This is a genomic window from Alteromonas sp. 76-1 (assembly GCF_900654235.1).
Lineage (GTDB): Bacteria > Pseudomonadota > Gammaproteobacteria > Enterobacterales > Alteromonadaceae > Alteromonas > Alteromonas naphthalenivorans.
On record NZ_LR136958.1, the window covers coordinates 3,493,501 to 3,508,181 of the forward strand.

Consider the following 14,681-nt stretch of genomic DNA (forward strand, 5'->3'; position numbering starts at 1 on the left):
CTTTTTAGACAAAGCAATAATGTACTCTGCCCCCATTAATATGGTTTAGCGCTAGCCACAGCACTTCTTATATTTTTTACCGCTACCGCAGGTACACGGGTCGTTACGTGCAGGGACTTTTTCTACGGTTACAGTGCCCTTTTTATTCAGCAGCACGGTTAATTCTTGTATAGATTCTACCGCGCCTTCCTTTGTATCAACGGTAATATCTGCATACAAACCAGCTTCAGCCACTAATGCGTCTACTTCTTGCTTTCGAGCTTCATTGGTTACCACTAGTTTTAGCGGGTATTTTTTACTGCCTGCAATACGGCTAGCGTTTCTTTCATAACCGTATGTTAAGGTCGTTTGACGGGCGTCTTTACGACCTTTAAAAAAAAATTTATCTGACATTTGGTGTTCCAAATATTAAAAATAGAAGGTAGGTATTATCTTTAAACCGTCACAAAAATTAGCTAATCAACCTGAGTCTTGGATAAGAGATATAAAGACAGGGGGGAAAGCTTTACTTACAGGCGTTGCCTATCAGAGATTTAGGTTGAATCAGAAACCGTAAATAACAAAGATTAGTGTGATGGTCTGCTTATGCCTATTCTACTACAAGTGCAAAGCACACACACAATCTACTTGAGATTAACGTAGCCTTTAGAATGAAAAAAGGTCAGAGTACTTTTCCCAACAAAGCTTACGAGTAAGATTACTTCGCTAAAAGACGCTGGCTAATGTACTCATCTCACGTATTCGGTTAATGTGCTCAGCTAATATATTTTGCCCCATTAATTCTAGAAATGAGACTACATAATGCAACCACACGACCACTCGCCACTAGATGACTTTGTTGAATACCCAGAAAATGAAATGATGTCGCGCAGCGCTGACTTTCTGCAAACTATGCAACGCAGGCACAGCATTCGCCAATTTAGCGACAGGCCGGTAGACAAAAAGGTGATTGAAAATTGCCTATTAACGGCGGGCACTGCGCCGAGTGGCGCCAACCACCAGCCTTGGCATTTCGCAGCAATTAACTCTACCACGGTAAAGCAAAAAGTAAGGGAACAGGCGGAAGCCCATGAGCGTGGATTTTATGAAGGACGCGCTGGGGAGCAGTGGCTACAAGACCTTAAACCGCTGGGCACAGACTCAAGTAAACCCTATTTAGAATTGGCACCTTGGCTTATTGCCGTATTCAGCCAAAAGTCTGGTGAAACAGAAAGCGGAGACAAGCGTCAGAATTACTACGTTCATGAATCGGTAGGCATTGCGGTTGGAATGCTGATCATTGCCTTGCACAATGCGGGTTTGGCTACCTTAACCCACACACCAAAGCCCATGAACTTTTTAACGCAAGTATGCAACCGTCCAGAAAACGAACGGGCTTATATGCTAATTATTGCCGGCTATCCCGCAGCTGAAGCCACTATTCCAGCTCATGCCAAGCAGAAAAAGCCACTTGAAAGCATCGCCAGCTTTCTTTGATGAAATAAAAAATGGGGTCAGAGTACTTTTACGATTAATTGACTCCGCCCCCCATTATTTCGCCCTTTATTACTTACTTATTAGGAACGATTAAGTACTTTTCACCGGTTTTCTTAGCATTGTATAAAGCTACATTTTCAGGCTGTAGCGCTTCTTCAAGGCTTAATTCTTTGGTGTACGAAGACGCAAAAGTAGTGTTAATTTCAGAGGCAACTTTCTGATAAAGTGCGCCTACACGCTTTTTATCTAGTTTGCCTAGGAAGCGCATAAGCAACCAGCCACCAATTCCCCATGTCATACCGAAAGCTCGATTTAGTATAGTTGGAGAGAAATCTAGGCCGCCGTATATATACACTTGCTTGTTGCTGTCTGAACCATAGGTGTTGAAGCCTTTGGCATCTTTACTGCCAGACGCTTCCATCATGGTAAGAATGTCGCTTACTAACTCGCCGCCGCCAATAGCATCAAACGCTAACGTCGCGCCTGTTTTATCAATAGCGTGGTAAAGCTCTGTTTTGAAATTCTCGCTAGTAGAATCAAGCACAATTTTAGCGCCTAAGTCTTTAAGAATATCTACCTGTTGCTGACTACGCACAATGTTAACCAAATCAACGCCTTCTTCTAAGCAGATTTTGTTTAGCATTTGGCCCAAGTTAGATGCAGCTGCGGTATGTACTAAAGCTTTATGGCCTTCCATACGCATGGTTTCTACCATACCCAGTGCAGTCAACGGGTTTACAAACGAAGACGCGGCTTGTTGCGCCGTTGTACTTTCCATGTGCGGCAAACATGCTTGAGCTGGAACACATGCATATTCGGTGTAAGCTGCGCCAGTTAGAATAGAAACGGTTTTACCCATTAGTGCCTGAGCTTCAGGGCTGTCGCCTGCCCCAACAACGGTTCCCGCGCCTTCATTCCCAATAGGTAACGTTTGATCAAGGCGCGACTTAATGCGCATCAACATCGATTTATGTACCGGTGCAACTAAGGCATTTTTGCTGGCATCAAAGGTGGCTTTATCAAGACTGGCTGGCCCGAACATGGGCCACATATCAGAAGGGTTAATTGGTGAAGCTTCCATACGAACTATCACTTCGTGTGACTTAGGCTCTGGAACATCTACCTCTTTGATAGATACCTCTAGTTCGCCTTCTGATTTGATAAGCGTAAAAAGCTGTTTGGATTTATTCATTTTGGTTGTCTCGCTATGTTAATCAAGATCTACGTGTGAGCTAAGCTAACATGACGTTAACATCAGTAATATTTATATTGGTAATATATATAGTTGCAGATGAGTTATAGAAAACTAAAAAAGGGACAGAGTACGTTTTACACGAAAAGTACTCTGACCCCATGATTTCGCCCCCATTATTTGAGCCCCGCTATTTGCGGTCTTATTTAATCCGTCTTGGGCGATCCATCTTCGTTAAATTCTGCAATTGCTTCGCCGGAACTCTTCCAACGCTCTCGCTCTTCATCACTTGCTTTAGGTGAATATAACCCTGTATAGGCATAGAAAATGCCGATTAATGGCGCGGTCCAGCAGGCAAAGGCCAAAGGAATATACAGAAGGTTTTCAAGATTATCGCCAGATACGCCTAACCCCAGTGCAGTGATCACGAATGCTCCGCCCGCATTCCATGGAATAAGTGGCGACATCAACGTGCCCCCCTCTTCGATGCCTCTGGCAAGGTTCAAGGTCGAATAGCCCATTCCTCGGTATACCGGCGAGTACATACGCCCAGGTAACGCCACAGATAAATAGGGGTCACCAGCTACTAAATTAGTCGCAAATGCAGTTCCAACTGCGGCAGTTTGTGTGCCTGCAAATGTGGTTGCTTTGCTTTTTATTGCATTAATAATACTTCGCAAACACCCTGTGGTTTCAAGCGCGCCACCAAAGCCTAGTGCAATAAGAACAAGCGAAATAGTCCACATCATAGACTGAATACCACCGCGGTTTAATAAACCGTCTATCTCTGCAATACCGGTTTCAATCGAGTACCCGTTATTGGCAAAATCAAAAATCGACTGTAAGTTCTGCCCTTGGGTAATCATTGCCATTGCACTACCCACTACAACACCAGCGAATAACGAGGGCAATGGCGGACATTTCTTAAGTGCCAGCGCCATTACAACAACAGCAGGTAACAGTGCCCAAGGAGAGATATAAAAGTTATCTTGTAGCGCGTTAGTAATTCCCGAAATTTTTTCAAATGAAACGCTTTGCGTGTCGATAACAAAAAAGCCAACGGCTATGTAAATGACTAACGCGATTAACATGGCCGGTATTGTGGTCGCCATCATATTTTTGATATGAGAAAACACATCGGTTCCCGTCACCGCGGGGGCTAAATTTGTGGTGTCAGATAAGGGCGAGACTTTATCGCCAAAGAAAGCGCCAGATACTACCGCTCCGGCCGTCCAGTACATAGGAATATCGAAGCCCTCGCCAATACCCATTAATGCTAACCCAACAGTACCGACACTTCCCCAACTGGTCCCTAAGGAAACAGAAACTACTGCACATATAATCATGCCAGCAGCCAAGAAGATTTCGGGAGAAAGGGCTTTTAGCCCATAGTAGATAATGGTGGGAACGGTTCCGCTAGCTATCCAAACACCTATAATCATGCCAACGGTAATGAGGACCGACACCGATGGTAAAGCAACATGAACCACGTGGAAAATACCTTCTCGGATATCTACCCAAGTGAGGCCTAAATACATGCCGACTAAACTGGTTAACGCTAGCCCAATAGTGAGCGGAATGTGTGGTTCGAATACGCCAAAGTAGAATATCTGGGTACCTAAGATAATAAGGGTTAGCACCACAGGGGTTAAAGCAAGTAACAAACTGGGTGTGACAGGTTGCTTGTTATTCATGTCAATGTCCGTTATTTAGAAATCCATTCCTTATTTCGTTACGGATATTAGCCCATAACAGATCGGCTAGAAAAAATTGCCTCTACTTCACTGCTCTTAGTTTTCAACACTGGTATACTAGTTAAGCAAATTAAATAAACATAGAGCACCTTTATCAACAATGATGAAAACCCAACACCATTTAGCAGGCACTGAGTGAAAATACCTAAACGCCTACAACCTCTCGTCGATGATGGTTTAATTGACGAAGTACTAAGCCGCTTAATGAGCGGTAAAGAAGCCGATGTTTTTGTGGTTCGCTGTGGTGAACACGTTCGTTGCGCAAAGGTTTATAAAGATGCGGTTAAACGTAGCTTTAAAAAAGCGGCACAGTATCAAGAAGGTCGCAAAGTGCGAGGTGGCCGACAAGCACGCGCCATGGGCAAACGTTCTAGCTACGGACGCCAAATAGAAGAAGAGATTTGGCAAACTGCAGAGGTTGATGCCCTATCACGTTTAAATGAAGCCGGTGTGCGTGTACCAGATACATACTGTTGCATTGACGGCGTGCTGCTGATGGAGCTGGTGTCTGATGAACACGGCGATGTAGCCCCCCAATTAGGGCATGTGAGCTTTAGCAAAGAAGAAGCAATAGCCCAGCATAAACTCATGATGCACAATATTATGCTAATGCTTTGCGCGGGTATTATTCACGGCGACTTGTCTGAGTTTAACGTTCTTGTTGATGACAAAGGCCCTGTGATTATCGATTTGCCACAAGCGGTGAATGCCTCAGCCAACAACAGTGCTGAAGCCATGTTTGCTCGCGACGTTAATAACATTCGTCGTTACTACGGTGACTTTGCCCCTGAGCTATTGAATACTAACTACGCCAAGGAAATGTGGGCACTGTTTGAAGAGGCTAACTTAACGCCTAATTCTGTCCTTACCGGTGAGTTTGAAGATGACAGTGAAGATGCTGACGTAGACGCCATTCTTGAAGAAATACAAGCAGCTGCTGATGAAGAGCAAGAACGGTTAGCGCGTATTAATTTTTCGGATGATGATTAACAAACAAAAATGAGTTCAGAGTACTTTTTGCCCGCTATTCGTTCATATAAAGTACTCCGACATCATTGCCCCACCCTAAAGAACTGATCAAATTTAATACAATCAGTAGCTTACACTGTCAGAATTGCTTACAACTTCGTTACAACAAAAACCACCCACCAAAACTTTATTATACAAATCAAATGGTTAGCAATTGGCATGGATTTAGCTTTAGCCTGCCGCGCTATGCGTTTAATAAAAATAAGAAACTATCTATAAGGATATAATTTATAATGAAATTTAAGAACACACTTCTTGCTGCGTCCCTCTCTTTTGCCGCGTTCTCCTTGCAAACTCACGCTGACGTTATTATCTCGGGCATGGGAGGCGAAGCTGGCTATGGTTCCGACCAAACTTTTTCCGAGTTTTCTCCTACGTTCGACCTCCCTTTCGATGTAAATATTGATGGAGTAAACTTTGACACATTTAGCGCATTTACAAACGGGGGCATCGATTTATATAGCAGTGAGCTTTCAGACTTAGAGCCTGCTATAGCGTCCCTAACGCCTTTTTTTGCATCGGGAAACTACGACTGCTGGAGCTGCGGTGACACCTATATTGGCTCACCGTCAGAGGGTGTTGTCGCCGTTACTTGGCTAGACATGAGCACAGATGCATTTTATAACGGCGACGATGAAATCAATCGTCAAAATACCTTTCAAGCATTAATCATCGACCGCTCTGACGAGACAGGCCTCGTTGGTGATGTTGATATCGAATTTCGCTACGACGAGCTTTCATACCGCGATGAAGGGATCTCATTTGATTCAATTACTTGGGGTCAATCTAGAGCCGGGGTATCTCTAACTGACGAACAATTTATTGCGTTACCTGGTAGTGATTCAGAAGCGATATTAGAACTCGTTAATTCCTCAAATGTAGGCGAGGACGGTATATGGGCATACTCTGTTCGTAACGGTGAAGTAACGCTAGCCACAGCGCCAACTGGTAGCGAAGGTGCAGGAACTGAGCTTGACCCTTTCATGCCTTCAGATGATGTTGATGGCAGTTGGGAATTCGAGTTTAGTATTTCAGACAATGAAGTGGTTTTTATCGACCCTGACGTAGCGATTGGATACGACTACGTGGTGGAGTCTGGTCCAGAAATAGCCTCGGTTATTTTGCCAACGGGCTTTGATGCTGATTACGAATTATGGTTGATGGGCGCCTCTGGTTGGGAGTTCACCGATAACCTTACAGCCCAAGAAGAGTACTTCTTTGGTCCTGACGGCGTGACTGAGTTTCGTGTTTTGGGTATCGACACTACGAACATGATTGACCCAGACGATGCATTGGCATTTGTTACCGGTTTATCATTTGTTGAATCTGGCGATGTGGTTATGACGCAAACACCTATCACTGAGTTTGTTGCTGAACCTACATCGGTAAGCGAACCAAGAATGTTTTTCGTTCTGCTAACAGCTTTTGGATTATTCGCCATCCGCGCTCGTAAGAAAACTAAATAAACTGCTAGCAGTTTATATTATTTGCATTTTTTGGGGCTTTACAGCCCCTTCTTTTTACCCTGGAAATTGTCAATGAGTTACATATTATCGCAAATCAAAGTTGCGACATTAGCCGCCCTCTTTCTCATCTTCACCCTAAACGCTGGGGCACAAACTTCCCCCAACTCAAGCTCTACATCAACTGATGCCCCAATGCCTTCGAAGAACAGTGTTTCAGAAAGGTGGAGCTATCAATGCGAAGACAAGCATTGTTTCATTAGCCAAGTATTGATTGCTCGCAACAATAAAAAGGCCGGCGTTGTAGCAGCTATAAACATTGCACTTTCGGCACAAAAACAACCTATTCTTACTCTAAGATTTAGCAACACTGCAAAGAAAGAGTTCGGTTTAGGAATAAAAATAGATGACGGAAAGCCGGTTCGAGTTAGCATTCAGCAGTGTGACACTAAAGTGTGCGAAACCAACATTGTTATAGACGATATCATGCTAGCAGAGCTTAAAAAGGGCACGCGCTTTGTGGTTGCTTTTATGAATGCAGAAAATGAACAAACAACACTCCCCTTTTCTCTTAGTGGCTTCACGCAGGTCTACGAAAAATTACTAACCCACAGGTAATTAATAGCAAATGAGAAGTGGGATTAACACGAAAGATCTAGATTTTAGAGGCCTGAAGCCCGCTACCCATTTTAACGGATTGGTAGGTAATCAAAGCCCGATTTATTCGGGCTTTTTTATGCTCTTTCTATTTAACCTAATACGCTTTCACCTGTTAATTATTGGGCTGAAGTTTTATTAAGCGGCCACCTTCTTTGTCTTCAAGTACATATATGTTGCCCTTGTTATCTTGTTCCACCTCACGAACCCGTTTACCCCATTCGTAACGTTCCGCCTCTTCCACATTCCACTTTTGACCGTCTTGACTGAAAGTAACCCGCACTAACGCTTCTGAAGACAACCCGCCTATGAAGCCATTACCTTTCCAATCTTTGTACATGTCACCCTTATAAATAATAAAACCCGCTGGGCTTATGGCAGGTACCCACGCATTTTCTGGCGCTTTATAAATAGGGTAATCTTCGTGGTTCGGTATTTTAACACCGGAATAATGGTCGCCTTGCGAAACAACGGGGTAGCCATAGTTACGCGCTTTTTCAATAATATTAAGCTCATCACCATGACGGGGGCCCATTTCATGGGACCATAAATTTCCCTGTTCGTCGAAATCAATACCCAATGGGTTACGGTGCCCTAGCGTCCATATTTGCTCTGTCACGCTACCGTTGCCATAAAATGGATTATCCTGTGGCACGCTTCCATCTGCATTTAAGCGCAAAATTTTTCCCAAGTTCATCGCCATGTTTTGCGCTGGCGTAAATTTCTGCCTGTCTCCTGACGTAATAAACAAGTAGCCGTCCGGCGAAAACGCCATACGATGTGAATAGTGCCCGTTTCCGGTTACTTTCGGTGATTGATGCCAAATAACTTCTCTGTCAGACAAATTTGCACCGCTATCAGAAATATTTAGTGTTGCGCGCTCAATCACTGCCCCGCTGTAGGCATCGTCTTTAGGATCGCGCTCTATGTAGGAAATGTAGATGGTGCTATTCGTTTTAAATTCAGGGTGAACAATGACATCGCCCAAGCCACCTTGCCCTCGCGGTGTAACGTTTGGAGTACCCGTTACTGCAAAGCGTTTCTGCTGGTTTTTATTAAGCAACCATAGCGTGCCAGCCTTTTCTGTTACTAAACTATGCCCATCAGGTAGAAATGCCATTGCCCAAGGATTTTCGAATGACGTTATGGCTTCTCCCACAAGCATAGTGCCCTTACTGCCTTTCATGTCGATTTGAGTTGGAAAGTCAGACTGAGCCGACGCAACGAAGGAGGTGGTTAGTATGGTAAAAAGAAGAGTCAGTTTTTGTCTCGTGTTAGGTTTTCGCATGGTCGTTTTTAACCTTGTAAAAGGTTCGCGTAATACTTGTCACACCTAAATGTGGCACGCAAATGATGATTAATAACGATGTTTACGCGTGTTTATTGGGTACGGCTCACTTGCGCTAACATCAGCTAATTTTACCTTTTTTCACAGCTCGTCATCACTCTATCGATAGGATGATGGCGGGCTATTGTGGTATCTGGCCCAAAGGCGCCTGAACTGCCTTGAGTCTTCAAATCCACACCTCTGGGCGATTTCTTCTACCTGCAACGGCGAATGCTGCAAAAGCTGCTGGGCCAAACTTAATCGCAACTTGTAAATATACTCTTTACTGGTAATGCCGGTGCTGTCTTTAAATAGGCGTGCAAAGTGGCGTTTACTGCAATGCCCTAAGTCAGCCAGTTCGTCTACGCTCCAACTTTTAGCAGGGTCTTGCTGAATCTTATCTTGAATTCTATGAATTCTTTGCTGTAAATGGTTTCTGTGCTCCAGATACGGTGACAAACTAGGATCTTGCATACCTCGGCGAATAAAAAGCACCATTTGTCTGGCTATCTTTGCCGATACTTGGGGGCCGATTTGCTGTTGTACCAAGTGAAGCGCTAAATCAATTCCAGCTGATACGCCAGCACTGGTATATACATTGTCATCTTGCACGAACAAGCGGTTTTCAAGTACTTGCTTAGCGGTAAGTAAAGCAGATAACTCGTTGCAGTGCATAAAGTGTGTGGTGCATTTTTTATTATTTAGCAACCCCGCTTTCGCCAACACCAACGCCCCCGCACAAACACTGATCACTTTGGCAAATTGGTGTTGTGCCAACCACCCACATACTTTTTGCATCACAGGCGTATCAAGCTTAATTTCATTACCCACCATGCCGGTCACTAATAGCCAAGCATTTGGTTCAACGATAGTTGGCAGAGGGTCTACCGACAACTTCATACCAAGGGAGTTTTTAAGCGAAGTCTGCGGGCCAACAAAATGCAGTGTAAAATGGGCTTTCCCGTAGCGATTTGCATAGGCAAAAACCTCTGCGGGACCTACCACATCTAACATTAAAAGCTCTGGAAGCAATACTATGTAGATGGGAATTGTTTCAGTGTCGGCATTTGGAATCACGCCAGTATCAAAAGTGCCTGCAGATTCAGCCATCTTAAACTCACCCATCACACATTCACTACCACTTTACGGCGAAAGCGACCACCAAAGGTATTAAGTAGCAGGCCAAACAATACCAAAATAATACCCAGCCACTGCATAGGCGTAATACTTTCACCCAGCATGAGTGCAGCAGAGCTTAACCCTACAACGGGAACGCCTAACGACAACGGCGCAATTTGGCCAGCTGGGTAGCGAGTTAATAAATAGCTCCAAAGCCCATATCCCGTAATAGTGGCCCCAACCGCCAGATACAGTAACGCGCCAAACGACACCCAACTAAACCCACTTAAACTTGTGATAATTTGCTCGGGCCCTTCTATAAAATAACTGCCGATGAAAAATGGAATAGGCGGTACCCATGCGCTCCAAACCACTAAGTTAACGTTCGAATTAAAGCCTCGATTGCTAATGCTTCTAGCACTAATATTACCCAAAGCCCAGCTTGCTGCGCCTGCCATGGTTAAACCGAACCCTAGGGCTGTGATGCTATGGTCGTCTTTACTTAGTGCAATAAAAGTTAAGCCAAACGCGGCAATAAAAAAGGCCCACACTTGATAATTCTTTATTGATTCTTTTAGAAAAAACATAGCAAAAATCATGGTGAACAACGCCTGTGCTTGCAACGCAAGCGACGCTAACCCTGCGGGCATCCCATAGGCCATAGCTGAAAATAAAAATGCAAATTGCAGAAAGCTAATAGGTACAGCATAGGCCACCCACCATATAAATGGGGTGTTGGGTCGTTTGAAAAATAAAGCACCCACCGAAGCCACTAACAGGAAGCGTAAACCGCCCATTAATAAAGGAGGCATACCTTCTAACCCCCAAGCAATTGCAACGAAATTCACGCCCCATATCACCACAATAAATATAGCGATCAACAAATCTTTACCTAACATACCCTTCCCTTTTCGTTGCCGTTTATTGATTAGCGCTCATGCGCCGGAATATGCTTTATAGTGTCTACAAATGTAGTGATTTCTTGCTCACTGAGTTGTCCAACGACTTTCTCATTACTTGCACTATGGTGCTGTAAACCCAAACCCGGACGATATGCTTTTACAGGGCGTATGGGCCTTCGTTGCAAGTCACCCCCGCAGTTAGGGCAAACCCCTTGCAATATTCCCTTCAAACAATCTTCGCAAAACGTACACTCATAAGTGCAAATATAGGCCTTTGATGAGTTAGCAGGTAAAGATGTATTACAGCATTCGCAATTAGGTTTAAGTATCAACATAGAGGTATGCCCTGATGATTGTTGATAATGATACTATGCCTGTTTGTACATGGATGGTAGGGCAAAAACTTAATCTTAGCGGGTCAAAAAGGACATTTAAAAAAGTAGCCGTTTACTTTTGGAGGAATTACGCACTCTAAGCCTTAGGGCTCAATGCAAATTAGTAATTGAAATGAGCATAACAAAGTAGAGTGCGATTTAACCTTTCATAGCTAGAAGCTAACAGACCTAGACCTCTTCGTACCAGATGTTTTACAGCCCAAAGATGCCGCCTCTGGATTGTTCAGCCACTCTTCTCTTTTTCCTAAAATCACTGTTCCTATTTCAGTATAATCTTGTTTTACAACATCCGTATTCATTACTAAAATAGTAGTGTCAGAACCAATATAATAACGTAGCCAAGCGCCGGCTACTTTTTCCGTCACTCCTTCTGATGGGCTGAATAGTTGCGGGCAGAGTTTTTCTATATTTCTAAATATAATATTTACCTCTGAAACTGATTCTTTAAACTCAGATGCGAGAACGGCGTCCGTTTTAATTGGGCAGTCAACAATATACTTTTCCCCTAAGATACCTTTCCTGATAACGTTTTTAACATACTCGCATTCTTGCTCGTCAATTTTCCAACCAAACCTTTCAAGCTTAGTATCAATTAGACTATGCCAATTGACATCTGAAACTTGCCTATCTTCAGGTATTTCTATTTCTGTATAAAATCGCAAGTTACCCTCATGTCGATTTAATAGTTGCTTTATTTTTCCAAAAGCATCTTCCCCATCTAAAGGCATTTGTCCCGATATACTTATAAATGACGAGTCCCGATGATATTGCGGTATTAAAAAGCTATTTGATTGATATTCTGTGGAAACATAGAGAGCAGGAGTACTAGTCAAACCTACCGGCAATTTGTATTCAAAATAAGAGTCTCCCCATGCCACCGAGTTCCACCTAAACTCACCACCAAAACCTATTAGACACATCTGAAAAACAACTAAGAGAAACATATATATCTGTGAACGCTTTGCGTCCAAAGCTTTTGAAATCATATATCCCAAAATCACCCCTATTAGAATAAATAGCGGCATACCATAGCGTCCATTTCCCGTGCTAACTATCCATAAGCAATAGCTAATTAACCAAAAACTAAGAACAATACTAAATGAGGATGTGTTTTTTTTATTTCTCTTCCTTAGATATGCCAAAAATGGAAATGATAAGAAAAATAGCGCGAAGCGTGCGTCGGGCGATAGTATTTCGATGTACAGCCACGGGGAAGGTAGAACCATTTCAAAAGGTAAAATTAGTGCTTCTAATAGCGATGAAGGGATGAACCTATGATGCGCAATAGACTCACATATGACATATGGAGAGCAAAAAATACTATTTAGAAACGGAAAGAATGGGTTTCCTGTCTGTTGATATACTTTGTACCCCCACCAGCCTTCTACAAGAAGGGTTCCTGCTACACCCGCCATGGCGAACCACATAAAGTGTTTATACTCTTTGTGTTTTAAACACATTAAGAAGAAAGCACACCCTGCAGCAGCAATAGCAAACATGCCGGATGTTAACTTAATACCTACCGCACAACCCAAGACGAAAGCTGAAATAAATGACAATTTAGCATTTGGCGAAATATTGTATCTGAGAAGACAATAAACACCCAACAAGACGAGAATTGTCACATAGATATCAATAAAAGAGGAACCAATTTGGTGCCAAACTACTGTTGTTGAAAGGCTAAGGATAGTAGTAAGAAATAGAAAGCTTTTCGAGGGTGCCATTTCTTTCAATACTAACTTTGCAATTCCCCATGTTAAATAAATAACTGCACTGTGGCTAAGAGCAAGAACTAATCCAATGACTAGAGCACTTTCAAAATAAGTAACAAGTAGATAAAAAAGTGTATATGCAAATGGATTCAAATAACTTTGTGGGCCTGCGGCAAAGAAATCTTGGGATAAACGCTCGTTAAGAGCTGAGAAACCAGCATAAAGATGATAATTACTAGCATCCCAATTTAGATCCTTGCCAATCATAAACTGCCAAGCTATACACAAAAATATTGGTAAAACTCCTAAAACGATTTCGCTTTTATCTCTTGCAAAAAATTGCATCTCATTTCCTTATAAAATTAAAGCTACACTTCGTGAGGCCGTGTAAATAGGTGCTTATTTAGAAGGTAAGATAAAGGCACGACCACACTAACTGACACAATATAAGCAAAAGTAACTGCAGCTAATTCCCTGCTATTGAGAAAATATAAGACTGAAGTATTTACGCCACCAAAAACGAACGAGCAAATACCGCAACAAAAAATATAAGTGACAAAACTGCCTTTTTTGTTAAAAACCCAAAAAGATTGGAAAAAATAATTGAGAAGACTGAGGAAAAGATATATCAACGAACAAACAATAAGAAAAGCATTGTTGTTATCAATGTACTGGGAAGCCAAGCCAACAAATACAGCGCAGGCAACTGCCATGAATACACCACTAACAATAAATCTAAAAAATTGTGGTAAAACTAAAATAGATTTCACGTACTTATAATTATTAATATATGGAGTAAAAGTAGGTAGCGAATATTAGACTGACTTTGGCATCTCATCAAGGCATAGCTACCAGTTTATAATATTATATCTATAAGGCTACTTAACTAAAAAACCTTCAATATTATTATTGCTTTGATATACACTCCTTGGTTCACAGCAGTATTTTAAAACGGGTCAGCAAAGTGAATTTCAAAAAAGTAAATGATCAATACAATGTCGCTCCACCAGCGAGCTTACCTGTAAAAATAGCAGCGTACCAAAGGAAAAAAATGTATGAGTTATTTTTAGATTTAACTCGAATTTCCAGTTGTGATTCTGTTCTTGATATAGGTGTTACTGCCGACCAAACTTATGAGGCATCAAACTACTTCGAAGCCTGGTATCCACATAAAAATAGAATCACAGCTGTAGGTCTGGATGATGCGTCGTTTCTCGAAACGCTATATGAAGGCTTAAAATTTGTAAGAGCAAATGGCCTTAACTTACCTTTTGAAGATAACACCTTTGATTATGTCCATTCGTCCGCAGTGCTCGAACATGTAGGTAATTTAGACAATCAAAAGCGCTTTATTGAAGAAAGTTATAGAGTTGCAAGAAAGGGGGTATTTATTACCACTCCAAACCGATGGTTCCCAGTGGAATTTCACACCGTTTTACCTCTAATACATTGGCTTCCAAAATCAACTTTTCGCTCAATACTAAGCAATACCCCCTATTCTTTTTTTTCTAAAGAAGAAAATCTCAACCTGCTGACGCCAGCAGAAGTTAAAAGAATAATGTTGATATCGACAGCCTCCGAGCCTAAAGTGCAGACGCTACCACTGTGGGGCTGGCCTAGTAATATTATTGCCTATGCCCCGAAATAGTCTCAAG

Annotated in this window: 13 protein-coding genes; 5 read left to right on the plus strand and 8 right to left on the minus strand. The window is 42.5% G+C overall.

Annotated elements, in window-relative coordinates; all coding sequences use genetic code 11:
• Positions 1-51: 51 nt before the first annotated feature.
• Positions 52-393, minus strand: a complete 342-nt coding sequence (locus tag ALT761_RS15075) for a PBPRA1643 family SWIM/SEC-C metal-binding motif protein (RefSeq protein ID WP_129739798.1) — start codon at positions 391-393, stop codon at positions 52-54.
• Between the two features lie 408 nt (positions 394-801).
• On the opposite strand from ALT761_RS15075, the gene ALT761_RS15080 reads away from it, so the two are divergent.
• Positions 802-1,476 carry a nitroreductase family protein gene (locus ALT761_RS15080; RefSeq protein ID WP_129739799.1) on the plus strand — a complete coding sequence of 225 codons (675 nt, stop codon included), beginning with the start codon at positions 802-804 and terminating at the stop codon, positions 1,474-1,476.
• Positions 1,477-1,549: 73 nt separating this feature from the next.
• Here the strand turns inward: ALT761_RS15080 and ALT761_RS15085 are convergent, their stop codons facing one another.
• Positions 1,550-2,668: a zinc-binding dehydrogenase gene (locus ALT761_RS15085; protein ID WP_129739800.1), complete on the minus strand. Its 1,119-nt coding sequence runs from the start codon at positions 2,666-2,668 to the stop codon at positions 1,550-1,552.
• Positions 2,669-2,874: 206 nt separating this feature from the next.
• On the minus strand, positions 2,875-4,362 hold the full coding sequence (nhaC, locus tag ALT761_RS15090; protein ID WP_129739801.1) for a Na+/H+ antiporter NhaC: 1,488 nt from the start codon (positions 4,360-4,362) through the stop codon (positions 2,875-2,877).
• A 195-nt stretch (positions 4,363-4,557) separates the two neighbouring features.
• On the opposite strand from nhaC, the gene ALT761_RS15095 reads away from it, so the two are divergent.
• The 3 genes from ALT761_RS15095 (at position 4,558) to ALT761_RS15105 (ending at position 7,532) form a co-directional block, all read left to right on the plus strand.
• Positions 4,558-5,412 carry a PA4780 family RIO1-like protein kinase gene (locus tag ALT761_RS15095; RefSeq protein ID WP_129739802.1) on the plus strand — a complete coding sequence of 285 codons (855 nt, stop codon included), beginning with the start codon at positions 4,558-4,560 and terminating at the stop codon, positions 5,410-5,412.
• Between the two features lie 272 nt (positions 5,413-5,684).
• Positions 5,685-6,917 carry a nidogen-like domain-containing protein gene (locus tag ALT761_RS15100; RefSeq protein ID WP_129739803.1) on the plus strand — a complete coding sequence of 411 codons (1,233 nt, stop codon included), beginning with the start codon at positions 5,685-5,687 and terminating at the stop codon, positions 6,915-6,917.
• Between the two features lie 72 nt (positions 6,918-6,989).
• Complete coding sequence (locus tag ALT761_RS15105; protein ID WP_129739804.1) at positions 6,990-7,532, plus strand: invasion associated locus B family protein; 543 nt, start codon at positions 6,990-6,992, stop codon at positions 7,530-7,532.
• A gap of 154 nt (positions 7,533-7,686) precedes the next feature.
• Here the strand turns inward: ALT761_RS15105 and ALT761_RS15110 are convergent, their stop codons facing one another.
• The 5 genes from ALT761_RS15110 to ALT761_RS15130 all read right to left on the minus strand — a co-directional run bounded on the left by ALT761_RS15110 (position 7,687) and on the right by ALT761_RS15130 (position 13,371).
• Positions 7,687-8,859: a PQQ-dependent sugar dehydrogenase gene (locus ALT761_RS15110; RefSeq protein ID WP_129739805.1), complete on the minus strand. Its 1,173-nt coding sequence runs from the start codon at positions 8,857-8,859 to the stop codon at positions 7,687-7,689.
• Between the two features lie 159 nt (positions 8,860-9,018).
• Positions 9,019-10,008, minus strand: coding sequence for a GlxA family transcriptional regulator (locus ALT761_RS15115; RefSeq protein WP_172602902.1), 990 nt, complete (start codon positions 10,006-10,008; stop codon positions 9,019-9,021).
• Between the two features lie 14 nt (positions 10,009-10,022).
• Positions 10,023-10,916, minus strand: coding sequence for an EamA family transporter (locus ALT761_RS15120; protein ID WP_129739807.1), 894 nt, complete (start codon positions 10,914-10,916; stop codon positions 10,023-10,025).
• Between the two features lie 29 nt (positions 10,917-10,945).
• The gene (locus tag ALT761_RS15125) at positions 10,946-11,254 is read right to left on the minus strand and encodes a DUF1272 domain-containing protein (RefSeq protein ID WP_129739808.1); all 309 of its coding nucleotides are present in this window, start codon (positions 11,252-11,254) and stop codon (positions 10,946-10,948) included.
• Positions 11,255-11,466: 212 nt separating this feature from the next.
• Positions 11,467-13,371 (minus strand): ArnT family glycosyltransferase, encoded by a 1,905-nt coding sequence (locus ALT761_RS15130; protein ID WP_129739809.1) that lies wholly within the window; start codon positions 13,369-13,371, stop codon positions 11,467-11,469.
• Between the two features lie 619 nt (positions 13,372-13,990).
• Here ALT761_RS15130 and ALT761_RS15135 point away from each other — a divergent pair.
• Positions 13,991-14,674: a class I SAM-dependent methyltransferase gene (locus ALT761_RS15135; protein ID WP_129739810.1), complete on the plus strand. Its 684-nt coding sequence runs from the start codon at positions 13,991-13,993 to the stop codon at positions 14,672-14,674.
• Positions 14,675-14,681: the final 7 nt, after the last annotated feature.

Excerpts from the sequence above, each read along its gene's own strand:
- ALT761_RS15125 (WP_129739808.1), bottom strand. The coding sequence starts at position 11,254 with ATGTTGATACTTAAACCTAATTGCGAATGCTGTAATACATCTTTACCT.
- nhaC (WP_129739801.1), bottom strand. The coding sequence starts at position 4,362 with ATGAATAACAAGCAACCTGTCACACCCAGTTTGTTACTTGCTTTAACC.
- ALT761_RS15085 (WP_129739800.1), bottom strand. The coding sequence starts at position 2,668 with ATGAATAAATCCAAACAGCTTTTTACGCTTATCAAATCAGAAGGCGAA.
- ALT761_RS15115 (WP_172602902.1), bottom strand. The coding sequence starts at position 10,008 with ATGGCTGAATCTGCAGGCACTTTTGATACTGGCGTGATTCCAAATGCC.
- ALT761_RS15120 (WP_129739807.1), bottom strand. The coding sequence starts at position 10,916 with ATGTTAGGTAAAGATTTGTTGATCGCTATATTTATTGTGGTGATATGG.
- ALT761_RS15110 (WP_129739805.1), bottom strand. The coding sequence starts at position 8,859 with ATGCGAAAACCTAACACGAGACAAAAACTGACTCTTCTTTTTACCATA.
- ALT761_RS15075 (WP_129739798.1), bottom strand. The coding sequence starts at position 393 with ATGTCAGATAAATTTTTTTTTAAAGGTCGTAAAGACGCCCGTCAAACG.
- ALT761_RS15105 (WP_129739804.1), top strand. The coding sequence starts at position 6,990 with ATGAGTTACATATTATCGCAAATCAAAGTTGCGACATTAGCCGCCCTC.
- ALT761_RS15080 (WP_129739799.1), top strand. The coding sequence starts at position 802 with ATGCAACCACACGACCACTCGCCACTAGATGACTTTGTTGAATACCCA.
- ALT761_RS15100 (WP_129739803.1), top strand. The coding sequence starts at position 5,685 with ATGAAATTTAAGAACACACTTCTTGCTGCGTCCCTCTCTTTTGCCGCG.
- ALT761_RS15130 (WP_129739809.1), bottom strand. The coding sequence starts at position 13,371 with ATGCAATTTTTTGCAAGAGATAAAAGCGAAATCGTTTTAGGAGTTTTA.